Here is a 17,304-nt window from a genome sequence, read left to right as displayed (position 1 = left end):
ACCTCACGCCCTTGCCAGATCGATGGTGACGGGCTGCCAGGGATCCGTGGCCTTGTCGCGCCGATAGAAGCGGACATACTCCTTCGAGCCGGTGATCCGCATTGCGTCGCGGATCGCATCCATCGCGCGCTGCCAGCGCTCATCCTCGATCTGGTGACGCAGCAGCATGAAGATCTCAGACCGGTTAATCTTGCCTTCCTTGTCGGTATTGAAGGCGCGGGTGACGATCGACTGGATCTCCGGCCGGCTGTCCTGGGACCATTCGTTCAAGCACTCGTCGATGAGAGACTTCGCGGCGATGAGCTCGGGCCCGAAGTCGACCAGATCGGCGACCTGCACCTGCACCTTCATCGTGCCGTCGATCGTTTGGTAGGTCCGATTACCCTTCGCGCCGCCGATCTTGGCACCGTATTCCTGCGAGAGCAGCGCATCGAGATCGCCGAGGTCGGTCATGGTATGGCCGCGGAAGCGGCCGATCTGCTCGCTGAGCGCAACCGCGAAACTCATGGCCTTGCGGACCACTTCGTCTTCGAGCTTGTGCTGTGGCTTGACCATATCAAGCGGCAACAGGGCGCCCTTCGCGTCTGCCATGTAGGCCTTGCCGTTGACGATGGTGACGCCTTCGTCACGGCGTTCTTCGAGGATGACAGCTTCCATGGTCATTGTCCCTTTGTGTAGGCTGCGTCAGCGGCTCGAAGCCCCTTTGCAGCGGCGATGAGCTGTGTCGTTGCCGCCCGTTCGCCTGGAGTGAATTGAGCTTTTTCCAACTGCGAGACGGCGAGCGTCACGCGGTTGATGCTGCGCTGAAGGGCCATGACCCGTGTCCGGGCGAGACCTTCCTTCCGACGCCCGATCGCGATCAGGCGCTCGTTGACGATGTCGTCGATCTCCGGCTGCAGCCGAGCCAGAACGTCGGCCTTCGGGAAGGTGCAAACGATGTCGATCGTCTTCATGCGGCGTCACCTCCGTCGATCGAGCACGGCCCGCGGTGTGCGCCGGGAAAGGCCACGACGTTCCCGCCGACTACGGCCGGCAGCCGGTTCTGCATGGCGATCGCCAGCTGCCGGGCGAGGATGCGGTTCTCCTCTTCCGTCTCTTCCGCAAGGCTGACGACGGTGTTCATCCGCTTGATGAGCGCGAGGATGTCCTCGCTCGAGAAGAACTTGCCGCCGTGGACGAAGTCCTTCAGTCGGTCGCGGATAACGGCGGAGTGATGGGATGCGAGAGCGGTCATGACTTCCTCCTGAAATCCGGGCGAATGACGGTGCCTTCGGCCGGCAGCAGGGCTGCCAGCTGATCGGTCGCGGTCTGCTCGATCCGGCCGCAAAGGGCGCGGCCGGCCTCGCTGTCTCGGAGGATGGCAAGCTCGAGCTCCATCTTGGCGCACTCGTCGCCGATGGCTTCGAAGATCTTGATGAGGCGGATGAACTCCGCCCCCTCGATCTCGATATCGAACACGCCTGCCGACGCGGCATGCGGTGCAAGGTCGTCGAGGACCTTGCGGATCTGCTCGGAAGGCTTCGGAAGAGCGCTCATGCGATGTCTCCCAGATCGCGGTTCTTCCAGGCCATCTGCAGGTGCTTCAGCGACACGTCGTCGCCGTCGCCGATCGCAGCCATGGTGGCGAGCTTCATCGTCCGGTCGATCTGACGAAGCGCACCTGGCTTCAGCGCGATCCCGAGCAGGAAGCGGATCATGTCCTCATCCTGCACATCCCAGGCGGCGATCAGCGTGCGTGCGTCATCGCTGCGGCTCGGCTCGCGCTTCAGCCGCTTGTCGAACCGTGACAGCACCTGTGCGCGGCTCGAAACCGACCGGGACCGCTCCTTCATGAAGTCGGTCGCGGTGTCTTCGTTGCCGAGGAGAGCGACGCCGCACTTGTTGATGTCGACGAAGTGGCGAAGCTGATTGATCGCCTCAGGGACGAGGTTCTGGGCCTCGTCGATGATCAGCAGCGAGCCATCGCCGATCCGCTGGAGCTTCCGACCGATGGCACGCACCAGGCGCGCCGGATTGTGTTCTAGAACATCGAGCTCGGCGGCGAGCTCGACGAGCATGCCGTGAACCGTCTTCGTGTTCGGGCTGATCGTCGCGAGGTAGGCATGCGGCCGCGTCTGGCAGAAGTGCCGGGCCGATGTCGTCTTGCCGACGCCGGCGTCCAGCGTGATGGCCACGAAGCCGGCCGTCACCTGCGCATAGGCGAGCGTTTCGAGGATCTCGCGCGCGACCAGCGTCTGCTGGAACAAGGGCGAGGTCGGGACGCGCGACGCAAGGCCGGAGCTTTCCTCAAGAGCAGCCAGCCAGTTGCTGACCTGGTTGTTCTGGTTGACGAGGCTGCCGATATACTTGCCCGAAGCCCACTGCGAGAACGTCCCTTCCGGAATGTTCGTGCGGCGAGCGACCGCGGTCTTCGTCCAGCCGTTGGCAGTTGCCACCCCGATGACGCGAGACACGAGATCGCGCCAGATCTCGACATCGTGGGCGGCATGCTTCGACAGAAACTCCGCACTTGGCTGCGGATGTTCCCAGCCGGCGCTTGTGCCAATTGGTTTTTTCATTTACTTGGTTCCTTGCTTATATTTGGTCGGGCGTTCCTTCGCGGGAACGCCCGCTTTTTTTGGTCGGGAACCGTACGCACTACTTTTCGGCTCTGGTCTTACGGCCGGGCTTGACTGACCCGTCCGCTGTCTTCCCCGAAGGGAATGGGATGATCGCGCTCTCCCCGCCCATGATCCGGGCAAGTCCACGCGAAAAACTGGTTTCGAATTCACCCTCGCCGATCGCCTCGGGCGACACGGCCGGAGCAAGGTTGCTGCCGGTGATGAGGCGGGTGACCATCGGCCGCGGCGCCGGTGCTTCCTCGCGCTTCTCGGCCTTGCGGGCTTTGGCGTAGATGTCGGCGAGCTCGTCGGCCGCGATCGTGCGGTTGAGCTCCAGGAGCGATTTCTGCGCCTTGGCGTAATCGGAGGCTTTGCGGGCGGTCTGACGGGCGGCGGCTTGGCAATCGAACCCATGCGCGAGGATGCAATCCGCATCGCCGAGGAAGCGGCCGGCGGTGTCGTAGAGCTTGATCGCGGCGTGCAGGTTGGCCGGGTCGAAGCGAATGGTCAGCTTCTTGCCGATCCACTGATTGAGCACGGGCGCCCAATAGCGGTTGCCGAGGTAGTGGATCGCGCCATCCGGCTTGCGGGCGGTGACATTCTCGGCCGCGAGCATCCAGAGCGCGCGCTGCGCGGTGCTGGAATAGCGCAGGATGGTCGAGGGATCTGCGACAGATTCAGCAAACACGGCGTTGAAGCTGCGGCCATCGGCGATTTCCGTGCGGCGCCCTTCGCGAGCGTTGTGTTCTTCGACCATGGCGGCGACGTGCTGCTGAAGCACATCGAGCTTGACCGCGCTGCGACCGTAGTTTTCCGGCTTCTCGTCGACGTTCGGGCCGGTGTAGGCTCCGGACATCGCCGGATGCCGCGAAATCTCGTCGGCCAGATCCCTCCAGGCGCGCTCGATCGGCTTCGATCGCCCGGAATATGGCTTGGTGAAGTGCGCATCGATGTCGAGGGTCTTCAGGAGGCCCGCAACTTCGTCTTCCGTGATCTTGAACCGGTTTCGGGCGGTCGCCTGGCCGGAGATCTTCTTCGAGGCGAAGGCGCGGCCATTGTCCATGTAGATGTGGTAGGGCAGCGCGCCGTCAGCGTTCTCGATCATCGCGCCGATGCAGGACCGCACCGCTTCCCACGTCTCGGCTTCCGACAGGATCCACGAGAGGACCTTGCGGGAATAAATGTCCTGGATGCCGATGAGGATCACGCGCACCGGCACCTTCTTCCAAGGCACGCGAACGAACAGATCGAGCTTGTGACCATCAGTGTTGACCATCTGCATGGCATGCAGGTGAGCGACCGAGCGGGTCTGTGCCGGGAACAGCCGGGCAGCGGCTTCCTTGCCGTCGCGTGCAAGGATCTGCACGGCCTTCGGCACCTCGGCCTCCAGGCGGCGGCGCAGCGAGCGCTCCGAAGGGATCGGCGACCACGCATGCGCCTTTGCGGCTGTCATCATGCGTCGGAAGCAGGATGAGAACTTCGGCTTTTCGGGCCGGAGGTAATCGGACTTCAGCGTTGCCCATGCATCCGGATGGCAGTCGGCGCGATCGGCGACGACGCCGTTCACAGTCGGGGAAAAGGCGGGCGCAAGAGCGGCGAGCCAGTCAGCGCGCGGCTTCCCCGCGACCATCTCGCGCCATTCGTAAAGCGTTGCGCGACCGATACCGGCTACGCGGGCGCAGTGTTCAACTGCCTTCGTGGCTGCAATGCCCGACGCTTTCATCTCCTCGACGGAAATGAGCGTGTCGAGGCGCTTCCGGCAGATCGCCTTATGCTCGTCGGTCAGCGCCTCGAAGCGAGCCCACAGCATCTTTGCAGCGTCGTTGACGGGTGCCTGAAGGTCTGTGCTGAGGAAAGCGAGCTTCTGGCGCGCTTCCTTCGGCAGCAGGGAGTAATGATATTCACGCCCACCACCACGCTTGGCGAGAGCACGAACCTTGCCGGGCTGATGGTCCCATCCCGCACGATCAGCAAGATCATGGATCCGCCGCACCGTTGTCGGAAGGCCGGGAAGCTTTGCCTCAGCAAGTTCAGGGATGGTGAACCACTCTTTCATCAGCGGCCTCGACGCTTGATCGAGACGGGCCGGGAATGGAGTGCCTTTAGCTCGGCGGCGATCGAACGCTGCTCTTGCTGGAGACGACCGATTTCGGCCAGGCGCGCTTCGTCGCCTTCGAGGAGGATCAGGCCGTCCTCGCTGACGATGACATCCCAGAGCCAGACGGCGCCGGTCGCACGAACGAAGGCCTTGAACCGCACAAGGCTGATGTCGTGCGCGGTCTTGCTTTCGGCCGTGTAGGCATCGAGAGCGCCCTTCGAGACTGAAGCGAGACCGAGGTAATGCGCCATGCGGGCGGCGATCGTCGGCCGATCGTAGGGGCATTCGCGGATGGCGCGGGCCATCTCCCGCTTTAGCCGGGAGCGGAAGCGATCGAGATCGATGCGCTCGGCAGCCTGACGGACAGGGAATATCGCTTCGGCAAAGAAGTCGAATTGGTGCGGGTCGCGCTTCATGCTGCGCGCTCCAGGAACGAGAAGTCGCTCTTGTCGCCGATATGGTCGAGGAAGCGGCGCTGCGTCGCCTCGTCGGCCTTCGCCCACAAGGACGCCATCTTGTCGAAGATGGCCTGCTGCGGATCGACCTCAACCTTCGGCCCCTTCAGCCAGTTCAAGACCGGCTTGAGGTCGGAGCTCTCCTTCAGCGCTGCCGCGACCTTGAGCTGATCATCGGCCGGCAGTTTCGCCAGCTTGAGCAGCTTCGACTGGTCGGTCTCCGCTTCCGTGCCGCGAACAGCCTGGCGCAGGGTCGGGTGCAGGTTCTGGCCAATGCGGGTGGCGCGCTTATAAGCCCCTTCACCAAATCCGAGCCGCTCCTGGACCTCTTTTGCGAGCTGCCGACCGGCCGCGGAGAAAACAGGGACATCGTGTCCCTGTTTTTGAGGGCGACCGCCGTTCGGGTTGATTTTCCCGTGCTGCTCTTCCCAGAGCTCGCGGTACTTCATGACGAAGATGGCGCGATCGAGCGGGTTGAGCTCGTTGCGGAAGAGGTTCTCGGAGATCTCCAGCAGCTGCGCCTCGAGCGCGTCTGCCTCGACGATGATCGCGTCGATTTCGGTCCAGCCGAGCAGCTTTGCGGCCGAGGTGCGGTAGCTACCGGCCACCAGCGTGAACGGCGTGGCGCCCTTGTTCTTCGCCGGCGTGCGGCGGATCATGATCGGGCTGATTTGGCCGCGTTCGGTGAACGATGCGGCGATAGCCTCGACATAGGCGGGGTCGATCGGCCGCAAGCGGTCGCCGATGTGGATGTCTGTCAGTGATGCGCGGATGAAATCGGCCATTATGCTGCGTCCTCGGCCGCTTCGCTGAGGGCCGTCATGAAGAGGTCGTTGGCCCGAGCGGCGATCGCTCGGTAAGTGCGTTCGAAAACGGCCTCGTCGCAGCGGTAATCGACCGTGCGGATGGCCTGATTGACCATCGAGCGGCCGACGTTCAGCAGCACGATGAGGCGACGGCGCGGGATCGAGAACTGGACGACCAGGACGTGGATCGCGACTTGGCGAGCAAGCGCCGCGTCGAGCATGTCGACCGGTGGGTCGATGATGAAGCGCAGCGGCAGGTGGCTGAAGTGCGAACGGCTGGCCCGGTAGGCTGCCGAAACCATCGCCTGCAGGCGCTCTTCTGCGGAATAGGGGTTCAGCATGCCGCCACCTCCCCGCTGAAAAGCGCCTCGACGAGGTCATCGTGGAAGTGGCCGATCAGAACCACGTAGGCCTCGAGCGCCTTGGCGTCGCTCTGGTCCGTGTCGATGGCCTGAAGAGCCGCAGCAAGGATGGATTGCGCATTGGGCTTGGCGCCGTCGCACGCTTCGGCAGCGCGCACCATCAGGCGCTCGTTGATGTCGCCAATCCGCATCATAGCGCACCGCCTTGCAGGCGGACGATGAGCAGAGAGACGGCAGCGACGAGGCTGGAAGCTGCAACAGCCCACATCATGACGACGTTCTCCATCCTGCAGATCGGAGAGCGTGACGGGATGAAGGGATTGCTGCCAAAATCGCCCTGACGTTTCGCCATAGGCGCGACAGCGGAAATGCGAGAGAGTTCAGTCGTGGCGCGGACGGCGCCGTGACTGACGGCCGGGGACTTCGAGTCCCTGCGGCAAGCGTCGCGGTAGGCTAGAGCAGACGGTCGTTCGTTCGCGCCCACCATCACGCGGCCTCATGATGTTCGGAGGCGCCGCGACGACCGTGGCGGTAGTTCTCGGAAGGCTGGGGAGAAAGGCGATGGCCATCGCTGTGATAGCGGGTGAACCAGAGCAGCTCGGGGCGGGTCTTGAGCGCAGCAGCAATGGCGCGCTCGCCGGCGAGGTGGGGTTCATGGACCGCATTTCCAGCGGTTCCAGCAGGCAGATTATAGGCCTTGTCGATCTCGGCGAGCGTCAGCTTGGCGAGGATCAACCGTTCCTTGATGCGACCGACTTCCTTGAGGCGTCGGTGCTCGGCACGGCTGATCTTGTCCCCTTTGGGAGCGCGATGCATAAGTGGAATCCTTGATCCAGATGGGGAGGCCCTGGCCGGCCTCCTTTTTTGGGGTGATGCAGTCTGTGAACACAGAAAGGATATGCACTTTTGTGCTCTTTAACAAGCACAAAAGTGCATGTTGATCGAAATGGCTATCGATGGGCAGAACACGGTCGCTGAGCGTGCTAAGGCCGTGCGCACGGAGAAAGGGCTTGGACAGCAGGCGATCGCCGACCTGCTGGGCATCTCGCTACGCGGGTGGCAGAAGATCGAACGTGGCGAAGGCACCCCGAGTGGAGAGACGCTGCTCCAATTTCAAACGTTGGGCATCAATCCGGGCTGGGTCCTAACTGGCATCGGGCCAAAGCATCTCGGAGACGCGGCTAACGAGCCTGAACCATTGAAGGTTGACGCAAAGATCGTGCAGCAGCTTGTCGACACGATCGAAGAGGTCGCAGAAGCCACCGCACGCCGCCCTCGCGTGCCGCCGCCACGTTCGGAACCTCGCCCGCCAAAGACACTTCGGTGGTTTGCCGACAACTACGTGTCCGCAGGCGGCGGGTATGTTCCTCCATCCGAGACGCGGGGCGAGGGCCTCGAGCTCGACGAGTTCGCCGATCGAGTCCTCGGCATGCGGCCAGAGGACATGCTGATGTTCAAGATCCTGGGCGACAGCATGTACCCGACTCTGGCGTCTGGAGACACGGTGGTCGCAAATACGCGGCGTCGGGAAGTCTTCGACGACACCCTGTATGTCGTCTCCATCAACGGCACGATGCTGGTTAAACGAGCGTCGTGGGGAGATGATGGGTCGCTCACCTGGCAGTCCGACAACAGCGATCCCCGCTATCAGCCGATCCGTCTCGAGGAGGACGAGATCAACTCGGCAAAGGTGGTCGGGCAGGTTGAGCGGATGATCATCGCGCTCCCCAAGCGGGTATAGGAATGTTTTCCACAGGGCGGATTGACTCCAATTTGAGACGAGAACAAACTAAGAACATCCGCAACGCAAAGTTAGGTGTTCCTCATGAAGATCGTCGAGAAGTTCATCGTCATCCCGTTCCGCAAAGGTCCGCGAGGATCGATCATCCTCGGCGAAATGCGGCAGGCGAGCAACGAGGGGTCGGCGGAGCGGATCGCCGAGAGCATGGCACGCTACAACCTCGGTGCTTCAGCGATCGCCGTCCTCGTTGATGAGGAGAACGGCTACATGACGAGCCCGCGGCTGATAAAGGAGTTCGGCCAGGTGATGAACGTCATCGAGGATATGGCCGCCTAAGCGACGTCATTCTTAGAACGCGCCTCATAACAGCCAAGCTGCTGTTTTTATTGGAAAACGCGGAAGAATGACGCGACGTCATTCTTGAAATTGAGACTAGCAGGCCAGACACAGCAACAAGAGCACGGATTGGCCCGTCCCTCAGCGACTGTCGAACTGTTAGAAAACAGAGGCTTGAAGGCGCCTCAAAGGCCGCTCAACGGTTTTTGAGGCCGTCCTCACAGCCGCAGCCAATTTGGGCGAATCCGCCGCGTGGCCGAAGATTTCCATCGGATCGCGTGTCAAAAACTCCGCCGCCGCCGCTCTAAGCGCGATGGTAAATCTCAAGCACTTACAACGACTTCCCACGCAATATCATTTAATCCCGGCTGATCCCGGTTTTCCGGTTAGCGGTGACAAACAACACTTTGCCATCCATCGGCTGGAAGGTGCAGCATGCCCATCTCAGTCATGGCAGAACTCAAATTCGGCTTTCACCCTCAAGCGTCAATCCTGGACAACGAATGCTTTAAATAAGCTTCGTTGCCAAGTTGATTGCTCCCGGCCGCCGATATTGCTTATATTTCTGATATGCGCTTTATTGCGCAGAGCTGGGCACGACGCTTGAAGCTTGAAGCTTGAACTTGTTGGAATGTTATTTTCCTTTGTGATGCAAGCCTACTTTGAGCGGATAAAGGTACAAATTGCCGGTTCGCTACTCCAGAATTCAAGGGCTTGTTATGGTCGCTGCCTTCGATGGGGGATTTCTTGACACCGGAGCAAACCGACCGTTTTTTTGCTCATCTCGATCTTGTTGACGCAGCAGAGAAAACGGTCGACTTTTTCTCGGAGTGGCAGTTGCTCCTGCAGCGAACGACGGGGACACTACAGTGGACAACGTCACTTCGTCTTGGAGGCACGCTGGGCGGAGGTGTCTCGGTCAGGCTGATAACGCCGGCAGATGTCTGGGAACGCGATGTCTACGGGCATATCGAAGTCAGGTCCGCGGCAACCTTTGGCAGAGCGATCCGGATAAATCCGGTTGAATGGAGGCCGAGAAGGCCGCACCACAATCCGCGCTACGCTGACGAGGAACATAGCCTTGCCACTTATCTTGATAGGTGGCATCCATACGCCGTGAACCGCAGGCAAGCCGTGGCGGTCTTTTTGCAGCATCAACCGGGAATAGCCTTCCCTTTACCGGAAACGATTACCAGTTTCGAGGCTTATCTCCTTTTCTGCAGTCAAGTCTGGAAATGCTCTGATATTAAGGACGTGCCGCCGCCGCCATGGTCGCCACAGTTGGTTTGACAGTTCAGAGCTTGACCACGATCGCTGAGGACGTCGCGAGATCCCTCTCGTATGCTTTGGTTGAAGGTCGTACAGCATTCATCACCACGCCCGTGACATACGCAAATGGCACCAGCGTTGTTGTGAGGCTAGACGAAGACGGCGAATACTTCTTTGTCTCAGACGACGGGCAAGCTCGCCTCACCGCAGATATGTTTGGCGCGGGTTTGACCTTCGCTCGACTTGCGACGGATGTGGCAAAACGCTTCTCCGTTGAATGCGATATGCGCTCATTTTTCATGCTTCGGGTCGAAAAGCGCCAGTTACCGGCTGCAGTAGCGATGATTGCGAATGCTTCGGCCATATCTGTCGAGAAGACGTTGGCCGCGCTAGACAAGCACCGCGCGAAGGCTTCGCACGAGCTCTTTGTCGAGCGCATCAAGGAAGCGTTTGGGCCGGCCGCGTCGTTCGACGTCAATGTTCCAGGGACCAGCAAGTCCTGGGAAGTCGATGCGGCGGTGTTCCAAGACGAGCGCTTGACAGCGATTTTCGAACTTGTTTCGCCTGCCTACGCCTCAGTGGCGTCTGCCAACATGAAGGTCGGTGACATTTCTGCCATGTTCGACCGCCCCCGTACAGCGATCGTTCTCTCGGATTATGAGCGGACGGATGCGTCGTTGCGGAGGATCCTTTCATCATCTGCTGATGTAGTCATCGCGGCTAGGTCGGAGATACACGATTACCGATTGGCCGCTTAACTGGATCTAACCACCCCCTCCAGTAGCGCTTTCTCCGCGAGTCGCTTAGCGAAGGGGCTGCGGCGGTGGGTCGTGGTTGGGTGAGGGAGAGGCGGCATGATCGGCAAGCTCAAGGGCACGGTCGACGAGATCGGCGAGGATCATGTGGTGGTGGATGTGCACGGGGTCGGCTATGTCGCCTATTGCTCGTCGCGCACCCTCTCCCGGCTTTCGGTCGGCGAGGCGGCGGTGCTGCAGATCGAGACCTATGTGCGCGAAGACCAGCTGCGTCTGTTCGGTTTCATGAGCGCGCTCGAGCGTGATTGGTTCCGCCTGCTGCAGAGCGTGCAGGGCGTGGGATCGAAAGTGGCGCTGGCCGTGCTGTCGGTGCTCACCCCTGGCGACCTTGCCAATGCGATCGCGCTGCAGGACAAGACCGCCGTTTCGCGCGCGCCCGGCGTGGGACCGAAGGTGGCGATCCGCATCCTGACCGAACTGAAGAACAAGGCGCCCGCCTTCGCCGGCGAAGCGGGGCCGGCGATCGGCCTGAAGCAGGAGCTGGGCGAGGGCGTGGCGCCAGCGCCGGTGGCCGATGCCGTTTCCGCGCTGACCAATCTCGGCTATTCGCGCGACCAGGCGGCCAGCGCCGTGGCGGCGGCCATGAAGGCCGGCGGCGAAGGCGCCAGCAGCGCGACGCTGATCCGGCTCGGCCTGAAGGAACTGTCGCGCTGATTGTGCCGAGCGGCGTTTCCTTTTAAGTTCGCCACCTGCTGCGCCGCGCTGCGCCGACCCCTGCGTTCCGTCCGGCACTGCCGGCCAGTCGATCCACATCCCGCATTGGAAGAGCCTTGATGACCGAGCCCCCCCGCCTCGTTTCCGCCGACAAGCGCGGCGAGGATGCCGATGCCGCGCTCAGGCCGCAGTCGCTCGACGAGTTCACCGGCCAGGCGGAAGCCCGCGCCAACCTGAAGATCTTCATCGAAGCGGCAAAGATGCGCGGCGAGGCGCTGGATCACGTGCTGTTCGTCGGCCCGCCCGGGCTTGGCAAGACGACGCTGGCGCAGATCATGGCCAAGGAGCTCGGCGTCAATTTCCGGTCTACCTCCGGTCCGGTGATCGCCAAGGCTGGTGATCTCGCGGCGCTGCTGACCAATCTCGAAGAGCGCGACGTGCTGTTCATCGACGAGATCCACCGGTTGAATCCGGCGGTGGAGGAAATTCTCTATCCGGCCATGGAGGATTACCAGCTCGATCTCATCATCGGCGAAGGGCCGGCGGCGCGCTCGGTCAAGATCGATCTTGCCAGGTTCACGCTGGTCGCCGCCACGACGCGGCTCGGCCTGCTGACGACGCCGCTGCGCGACCGCTTCGGTATTCCGGTTCGCCTCAGTTTCTACACGGTGGAGGAGCTCGAATCGATCGTGCGGCGCGGCGCGCGGCTGATGGGCCTGGCGATGAGCGATGACGGCGCGCGCGAGATCGCCCGCCGCTCGCGCGGTACGCCGCGGATCGCCGGACGGCTGCTGCGCCGCGTGCGCGATTTTGCCGAGGTTGCCCGCGCCGAGCAGGTGACCCGCGAGATCGCCGACCAGGCGCTCACCCGGCTGCTCGTCGACAATATGGGCCTCGACCAGCTGGACAAGCGCTACCTGACCATGATCGCGCTCAATTTCGGCGGCGGCCCGGTGGGGATCGAAACCATCGCCGCCGGCCTTTCCGAACCGCGCGATGCGATCGAGGACATCATCGAGCCCTATATGATCCAGCAGGGCTTCATCCAGCGCACCCCGCGCGGCCGGGTGCTGACGGCGAATGCCTGGAAACATCTGGGACTGACGGTGCCGAAGGATCTCGAAGCCAGCCAGTTCCGCCTGTTCCAGGAGGACGAATGAGGCTCTTCACCCGCCGCGGCCTCATGAAGAGCGCCGTTGGCCTGTTGCTGGCCGGGATGGCCACCGGGGCCTATGGGTCCGGGATCGAGGCCCGCGCCGCGCCGCGCGTCGCCCGCTACAGCATCCGGCCGGGCGCCTGGCCGGATGGGCTGAAGCTCCGCCTCGTGCTGATTGCCGATATTCATGCCTGCGAACCGTATATGCCGGCGGCGCGGATCGCCGCCATCTGCCGACAGGCCAATGCGCTTGAGGGCGACATGATCCTGCTGCTCGGCGATTTCATCTCCAGCATGGGGCTTTCCTTCGGCCCGGTCGCGCCGGACGCCTGGGGCGCGGCGCTGGCCACGCTTGCTGCGCCGCTTGGCGTGCATGCAATCATGGGAAACCACGATTGGTTCGACGACCCAGGCCCCCTGGCGCTGGAGAACGGGCCGACCCTGTCGCACCGGGCGCTCGCCGCCATCGGCGTGCCGGTCTATGACAATCGCGTTGTCCGGCTGGAAAAGGACGGGCAACCATTCTGGCTGGCCGGTCTTGCCGATCAATGGGGGCCGCGCCTCGGCATGGACGATCTGCCCGGCACGCTCGCCCAGGTCAGTGACACGGCGCCGGTGATCCTCATGGCCCACGAGCCCGATATCTTCCCGAGGGTGCCCGAGCGGGTCGCCGTGACCCTCTCCGGCCATACCCATGGCGGACAGATCCGCCTGTTCGGCTATGCGCCGATCGTGCCCTCCCGCTTCGGCAACCGCTATGCCTATGGCCATATCGTCGAAGAGGGACGGCATCTGGTGGTGTCGGGCGGGCTCGGCACTTCGCTGCTTCCCATCCGGCTCGGTTCGCCGCCGGAACTGACCGTGGTGGAGATCGGCTGATGGCCAAGCGCAAGATGGTGCGCCTGGATTCCGGCGAACGGCGCTTCAATTTCCGCATCGCCGGCCTCGCCTTCCGCGATGGCCATGTGCTCGTTCATCGCGCCACGCACGAGCTGTTCTGGAGCTTTCCCGGCGGTCGCGCCGAGATCGGCGAGCCGTCCGACGAAACGCTGCGGCGGGAGATGCGGGAGGAACTGGGTGTCGATGTGACGGTCCAGCAATTGCTCTGGACGGTCGAAAATTTCTTCCGCTACGAGAACCGCGATTATCACGAGATCGGCTTCTACTACCGCATGCGCCTGCCGGACTCCTTTCCCTTCCATCCCTCCGCCATCGTCCACACCAACCGCGATGGCAAGAACGATCTGGAATTCAAATGGGCGGAGGCGACGACGGCGTCGCTCAAGGCGCTCGACATTCCCCCCTACTTCATCGCCGAAACGATCGAGACGCTGCCGGAAACGCCGCGTCATCTGATCTGGCATGACGGGAATCTCGACGCCAAGTGAGGGAACTCCTTCCGCGCCTTCCGCATTTTGCAGGCAGTCGAGAAGGAGAAGAAGATGACAACCTATCGCAAGGGCGCCAGCGTTTCCTGGAAGTGGGGCAACGGCACGGCCAAGGGCAAGGTGGAGGAGAGCTTCACCGAGGATGTCGAGCGGACCATCAAGGGCTCGAGAATCAAGCGCAAGGCCACGAAGGACGATCCCGCCTATCTGATCAAGCAGGAAGACGGCGACAAGGTTCTCAAGAGCCACTCGGAACTGGAGCATGCCTGAGATGAGCACCCAATCGGAGCATGTTCCGCCGGCAGCCGTCGCCAAGGCTGCGGAAAAAGGCCTGAAGCTGCGCGAAAAATTCGGGCGCGGCGGAACCGAGATCGGCGTTTCGCGCGCCCGCGATCTCAAGAACCGCGCGCACCTCTCGGACGAAGTCGTCAAGCGCATGGCGAGCTATTTCGCCCGCCACAATGTCGACAAGCGGGCCAAGAATTTCGGCGATGACGACAACCCGTCGGCCGGTTATGTCGCCTGGCTGCTCTGGGGCGGCGACGCCGGCAAGGACTGGGTGGAAAAGGAAAAGGCCAAGCTCGGCTCATCCGAGAACGGCACCAAGTCCAAGACATCGTCGAAGAAGAAGACGACACATTGAGACAATCGGTCAGACCCGATGTGCGGCGGCCATCCGCCGCACCGTCTCTTCAAGCTTTGCCCTACCGCCAGGCTGCCAGCCGAGCGCGCGCAGGCGCGCCGTCTCCATGGCGTTGAACTGCGATCGATCCGCTGCTTCGGGCAGCGCATGGCCGGTGCCGAGCGAGTCCGCGGCGATGGAGAGAACGTCCCGGTAGCCGGTCAGAATATCCGAAACATTGAAGACGCCGCGCATCTTGTCCGCAGGCGCCCGGATCAGGCAGAGAATGGCAGCGGCAAGATCGTCGCCATGCACCTCTGTTCCGATCCGGTCCGCAACCGGCTCCCCCATTAGATAATCGGCTAGAAGCGGCGTCCATTTGTTGCCGCTTCCCGGCGCGCCTTCCCCATAGACGCCGGTCGACCGCAGGCTGGCCGTCGCAAAACCCTCGGTGTCGAGCGCCGCAAGCGCCCGCTCGGCCTCGAGCTTGACAATCCCGTAGAGACTGGCCGGATCGACCGGCGTCTCCTCCGTCATCGCCACGCCGGGCGGTTGGCGGCCATAGACGGCGCGGCTCGAGAGAAACAGGCATCGCGAAACGCCTTCTGCCCGCGCCGATTCGAACAGGCGGATCGAACCGGCCGCATTGGCCTGCCGAAATCCCTCCGGATCGTCCCCCTCCCCGCCCCGATAGCGCCCCGGCACGTGCTGGAAGGCCGCATGAACGAAGACATCGATATCCCTGAAGAGGAAAGATTGATCGAGCGCCGGATCGAGATGGAGAGGACACGTTTTAACCGGATGCGAGAAGAAGCCGGCCGCCGGTGCGCGGCGACAGCCGGCAATCACCGTCTCACCGGCCTCGGCCAGATGCTCGACGATGAACCGCCCGACGAAACCCGTTGCTCCCGACACCAGCACCCGCATCAGCCGGCGCGCTCCGGAGGGCCCGGCAGCGCGGCAATGTCGGGGATGCCGCGATTGTCGTGGAAGGCATGCCAAAGCTCGATCAACGTCTTGAGCTGCTGCGCCTTCGGATGATCCCGCTCCCAGGGTTTTTCGTATTGATAATGGAGCACGCCGATCGATGGCCAATGCCAGAGTTCCGGCAGCGCGAACCAGACATATTGCAGCATGTTCATATAGACCGGCAGACCATGCCAGTTCGGGAAGAAAGCCTGCAGGAAGCTCTGGTCGGTGCGCGGCCAGGTCACGTCCGGTTGGTCGAGCCGCTCCAGCATGGCGGCAAAGGTGGCCGTGCTCGGCTGCGCGACGAAGACGCCGGAGTTCAGGCGGCGGAAATCGGCGAGACCCTCGTAAACATTGGGCGCCGCGGAGAACTCGGGAAAGGCGAAGAACCGGTCGATGTTCTGCAGCACCAGCGCGTCCGCATCGATGAAGAGGCAGCGCTCATACTCCGTCAGCTCCCAAAGCCGCAGTTTGCAGAAATTGTCGAGCGGCGAATGGAAGAGCGGCTTGCGGCCCTTGGTGAAGGGCTTACCGGCGTGGATGGCGCTGCGGGAATGGCGCGCGTTGAACGCCTCTGACAGCGGCAGATGCTCGACAGGAATAAGCCGGCACCCGGCAGCGGTCAGCGGCTCCAAGTTTCCGGCTTCGACACCCCCCGTATGGAGGATGACGAGGTCTGCGGCCGTGCCGCTGTGCCGCAGGGAGTGGACGAGCGCCGTTGCGCCCAACGCATAGTCCGCATTGGTGACCAGCGTCACGACGGCGTGACGGGCCGGCGGAAGAGTCGATCGCGCCCCGGACATGGCGTCGGCTCAGGAAACCGATTTCAGGCGGCGGCCTTCGGGATCGTGATCGACCTTGGCGGCGAGATCCTTGGTCCAGGCGGAAACGGCCGGCACGCGGCTGCGGTCGACGCGGTAGGCATAGCGCTTGGCCACATCGACGATCTCGGCCAGAAGCCCGTCTTTCAGCTTGGTCGGCGCAAGGCCGAGCTCCAGGAACTTCTCGTTCTTGACCACCAGCTCGTTTTCCGCCGCTTCCTTGCGCGGATTGGGCAGCCAGGCGATGCGCGAGCCGGTCATCGCGGCGATCATTTCCGCCAGGTCGCGCACCCGATGCGTCTCGGTCATCTGGTTGAAGATTTCGACGCGGGCGCCGCGCTGCGGGGGGTTGTTCAGCGCGAGCTCGATGCAGCGCACCGAATCCTGGATGTGGATGAAGGCGCGAGTCTGGCCGCCCGTGCCATGCACGGTCAGCGGATAGCCGATCGCCGCCTGGATCAGGAAGCGGTTGAGCACCGTGCCGTAGTCGCCATCATAGTCGAAGCGGTTGACCAGTTGCTCGTGGCGTCGCGTCTGCTCCGTATGGGTACCCCAGACGATGCCCTGGTGGAGATCGGTGATGCGGATGCCGTCGTTCTTCGCATAGAATTGGAAGAGCAGCTGATCCAGGCACTTCGTCATGTGGTAGATCGAGCCGGGATTGGAGGGGTAGAGGATCTCCTGGCTCACCGTCTCGCCGCTCTGCGTTTCGATGCCGACCGGCAGATAGCCTTCGGGAATGGCCGCGCCGACGGTCGAATAGCCATAGACGCCCATGGTGCCGAGATGGACGAGATGGGCATCGAGCCCAAGCTCCACCAGCGCGTTCAGCAGGTTGTGCGTGGCCGAGACATTGTTGTTGACCGTATAGTTCTTGTGACGGTCGCTCTTCATCGAATAGGGCGCGGCGCGCTGTTCGGCGAAATGGATGACCGCATCCGGGCGATGCTCTGCCAGCCAGTTCTTCAGAAGCTCGTAGTCGCGAGCAAGGTCGATCAGGTGGAAATGGATGCGGCGACCAGTTTCCTGATGCCAGATGCGCGTGCGCTCCTGGATCGAATCCATCGGGGTCAGCGACTGGACGCCAAGCTCAGTGTCGATCCAGCGGCGCGAGAGATTGTCGAGAATATGGATCTCGTGGCCGGCATCGGAGAGATGCAGGGCCGTTGGCCAGCCGATGAATCCGTCTCCGCCCATCACGGCAATCTTCAT

Annotated in this window: 24 protein-coding genes; 10 read left to right on the top strand and 14 right to left on the bottom strand. The window is 62.6% G+C overall.

The window, feature by feature from the left end; all coding sequences use genetic code 11:
• Nucleotides 1-3: 3 nt before the first annotated feature.
• From U8330_RS02980 to U8330_RS02930, 11 genes are all read right to left on the bottom strand, one after another.
• Nucleotides 4-657: a DUF3164 family protein gene (locus tag U8330_RS02980; RefSeq protein WP_323103672.1), complete on the bottom strand. Its 654-nt coding sequence runs from the start codon at nucleotides 655-657 to the stop codon at nucleotides 4-6.
• A 2-nt stretch (nucleotides 658-659) separates the two neighbouring features.
• Complete coding sequence (locus tag U8330_RS02975; protein WP_323103671.1) at nucleotides 660-953, bottom strand: hypothetical protein; 294 nt, start codon at nucleotides 951-953, stop codon at nucleotides 660-662.
• The gene (locus U8330_RS02970; RefSeq protein ID WP_323103670.1) at nucleotides 950-1,234 is read right to left on the bottom strand and encodes a hypothetical protein; all 285 of its coding nucleotides are present in this window, start codon (nucleotides 1,232-1,234) and stop codon (nucleotides 950-952) included. Before U8330_RS02970 ends, U8330_RS02975 begins: the two co-directional genes overlap by 4 nt.
• Entirely contained in the window at nucleotides 1,231-1,536 is a 306-nt protein-coding gene (locus tag U8330_RS02965; protein WP_323103669.1) for a hypothetical protein, read from the bottom strand. The genes U8330_RS02970 and U8330_RS02965 overlap by 4 nt, the downstream gene beginning before the upstream one ends.
• Entirely contained in the window at nucleotides 1,533-2,558 is a 1,026-nt protein-coding gene (locus U8330_RS02960; RefSeq protein WP_323103668.1) for an AAA family ATPase, read from the bottom strand. The genes U8330_RS02965 and U8330_RS02960 overlap by 4 nt, the downstream gene beginning before the upstream one ends.
• Nucleotides 2,559-2,637: 79 nt before the next feature.
• Nucleotides 2,638-4,656 (bottom strand): transposase domain-containing protein, encoded by a 2,019-nt coding sequence (locus U8330_RS02955; protein WP_323103667.1) that lies wholly within the window; start codon nucleotides 4,654-4,656, stop codon nucleotides 2,638-2,640.
• Nucleotides 4,656-5,114, bottom strand: a complete 459-nt coding sequence (locus U8330_RS02950; RefSeq protein WP_323103666.1) for a hypothetical protein — start codon at nucleotides 5,112-5,114, stop codon at nucleotides 4,656-4,658. The genes U8330_RS02955 and U8330_RS02950 overlap by 1 nt, the downstream gene beginning before the upstream one ends.
• The gene (locus U8330_RS02945; protein ID WP_323103665.1) at nucleotides 5,111-5,938 is read right to left on the bottom strand and encodes a ParB N-terminal domain-containing protein; all 828 of its coding nucleotides are present in this window, start codon (nucleotides 5,936-5,938) and stop codon (nucleotides 5,111-5,113) included. The genes U8330_RS02950 and U8330_RS02945 overlap by 4 nt, the downstream gene beginning before the upstream one ends.
• A complete protein-coding gene (locus U8330_RS02940) occupies nucleotides 5,938-6,300 on the bottom strand; it encodes a hypothetical protein (protein ID WP_323103664.1) in 363 nt (120 codons plus the stop codon). Before U8330_RS02940 ends, U8330_RS02945 begins: the two co-directional genes overlap by 1 nt.
• A complete protein-coding gene (locus U8330_RS02935) occupies nucleotides 6,294-6,515 on the bottom strand; it encodes a hypothetical protein (protein ID WP_323103663.1) in 222 nt (73 codons plus the stop codon). The genes U8330_RS02940 and U8330_RS02935 overlap by 7 nt, the downstream gene beginning before the upstream one ends.
• Before the next feature lie 292 nt (nucleotides 6,516-6,807).
• Nucleotides 6,808-7,137, bottom strand: a complete 330-nt coding sequence (locus U8330_RS02930; RefSeq protein WP_323103662.1) for a helix-turn-helix domain-containing protein — start codon at nucleotides 7,135-7,137, stop codon at nucleotides 6,808-6,810.
• Nucleotides 7,138-7,255: 118 nt separating this feature from the next.
• On the opposite strand from U8330_RS02930, the gene U8330_RS02925 reads away from it, so the two are divergent.
• From U8330_RS02925 to U8330_RS02880, 10 genes are all read left to right on the top strand, one after another.
• Nucleotides 7,256-8,062 (top strand): LexA family transcriptional regulator, encoded by an 807-nt coding sequence (locus tag U8330_RS02925; RefSeq protein WP_323103661.1) that lies wholly within the window; start codon nucleotides 7,256-7,258, stop codon nucleotides 8,060-8,062.
• An 84-nt stretch (nucleotides 8,063-8,146) separates the two neighbouring features.
• Nucleotides 8,147-8,398, top strand: a complete 252-nt coding sequence (locus tag U8330_RS02920; protein ID WP_323103660.1) for a hypothetical protein — start codon at nucleotides 8,147-8,149, stop codon at nucleotides 8,396-8,398.
• A gap of 747 nt (nucleotides 8,399-9,145) precedes the next feature.
• Nucleotides 9,146-9,688: a hypothetical protein gene (locus tag U8330_RS02915; RefSeq protein WP_323103659.1), complete on the top strand. Its 543-nt coding sequence runs from the start codon at nucleotides 9,146-9,148 to the stop codon at nucleotides 9,686-9,688.
• A gap of 11 nt (nucleotides 9,689-9,699) precedes the next feature.
• Nucleotides 9,700-10,425 carry a hypothetical protein gene (locus U8330_RS02910; protein WP_323103658.1) on the top strand — a complete coding sequence of 242 codons (726 nt, stop codon included), beginning with the start codon at nucleotides 9,700-9,702 and terminating at the stop codon, nucleotides 10,423-10,425.
• 96 nt (nucleotides 10,426-10,521) lie between these two features.
• Nucleotides 10,522-11,136 carry a Holliday junction branch migration protein RuvA gene (gene ruvA / locus U8330_RS02905; RefSeq protein ID WP_323103657.1) on the top strand — a complete coding sequence of 205 codons (615 nt, stop codon included), beginning with the start codon at nucleotides 10,522-10,524 and terminating at the stop codon, nucleotides 11,134-11,136.
• Between the two features lie 119 nt (nucleotides 11,137-11,255).
• Nucleotides 11,256-12,296 (top strand): Holliday junction branch migration DNA helicase RuvB, encoded by a 1,041-nt coding sequence (gene ruvB / locus U8330_RS02900; protein WP_323103656.1) that lies wholly within the window; start codon nucleotides 11,256-11,258, stop codon nucleotides 12,294-12,296.
• The gene (locus tag U8330_RS02895) at nucleotides 12,293-13,171 is read left to right on the top strand and encodes a metallophosphoesterase (RefSeq protein ID WP_416236806.1); all 879 of its coding nucleotides are present in this window, start codon (nucleotides 12,293-12,295) and stop codon (nucleotides 13,169-13,171) included. Before ruvB ends, U8330_RS02895 begins: the two co-directional genes overlap by 4 nt.
• Nucleotides 13,171-13,680, top strand: a complete 510-nt coding sequence (locus tag U8330_RS02890; RefSeq protein WP_323103655.1) for an NUDIX hydrolase — start codon at nucleotides 13,171-13,173, stop codon at nucleotides 13,678-13,680. Before U8330_RS02895 ends, U8330_RS02890 begins: the two co-directional genes overlap by 1 nt.
• Before the next feature lie 54 nt (nucleotides 13,681-13,734).
• Nucleotides 13,735-13,950, top strand: coding sequence for a DUF2945 domain-containing protein (locus tag U8330_RS02885; RefSeq protein WP_323103654.1), 216 nt, complete (start codon nucleotides 13,735-13,737; stop codon nucleotides 13,948-13,950).
• Between the two features lies 1 nt (nucleotide 13,951).
• Nucleotides 13,952-14,323 carry a hypothetical protein gene (locus U8330_RS02880; RefSeq protein WP_323103653.1) on the top strand — a complete coding sequence of 124 codons (372 nt, stop codon included), beginning with the start codon at nucleotides 13,952-13,954 and terminating at the stop codon, nucleotides 14,321-14,323.
• Between the two features lie 9 nt (nucleotides 14,324-14,332).
• On the opposite strand, the gene U8330_RS02875 is transcribed toward U8330_RS02880, so the two are convergent.
• The 3 genes from U8330_RS02875 to U8330_RS02865 are packed head-to-tail and all read right to left on the bottom strand — an operon-like array spanning nucleotide 14,333 to nucleotide 17,304.
• Entirely contained in the window at nucleotides 14,333-15,229 is an 897-nt protein-coding gene (locus U8330_RS02875; RefSeq protein ID WP_323103652.1) for an NAD(P)-dependent oxidoreductase, read from the bottom strand.
• Nucleotides 15,229-16,074: a glycosyltransferase gene (locus tag U8330_RS02870; RefSeq protein ID WP_323103651.1), complete on the bottom strand. Its 846-nt coding sequence runs from the start codon at nucleotides 16,072-16,074 to the stop codon at nucleotides 15,229-15,231. The genes U8330_RS02875 and U8330_RS02870 overlap by 1 nt, the downstream gene beginning before the upstream one ends.
• 9 nt (nucleotides 16,075-16,083) lie before the next feature.
• Nucleotides 16,084-17,304, bottom strand: a complete 1,221-nt coding sequence (locus U8330_RS02865; protein ID WP_323103650.1) for an NAD-dependent epimerase/dehydratase family protein — start codon at nucleotides 17,302-17,304, stop codon at nucleotides 16,084-16,086.

Origin of the sequence: Rhizobium sp. CC-YZS058 (genome assembly GCF_034720595.1) — a bacterium.
In the GTDB taxonomy this organism is placed as follows: Bacteria; Pseudomonadota; Alphaproteobacteria; order Rhizobiales; family Rhizobiaceae; genus Ferranicluibacter.
The sequence above is the reverse complement of the archived record's forward strand: the minus strand, read 5'-3'. Positions and strand labels throughout refer to the sequence as shown.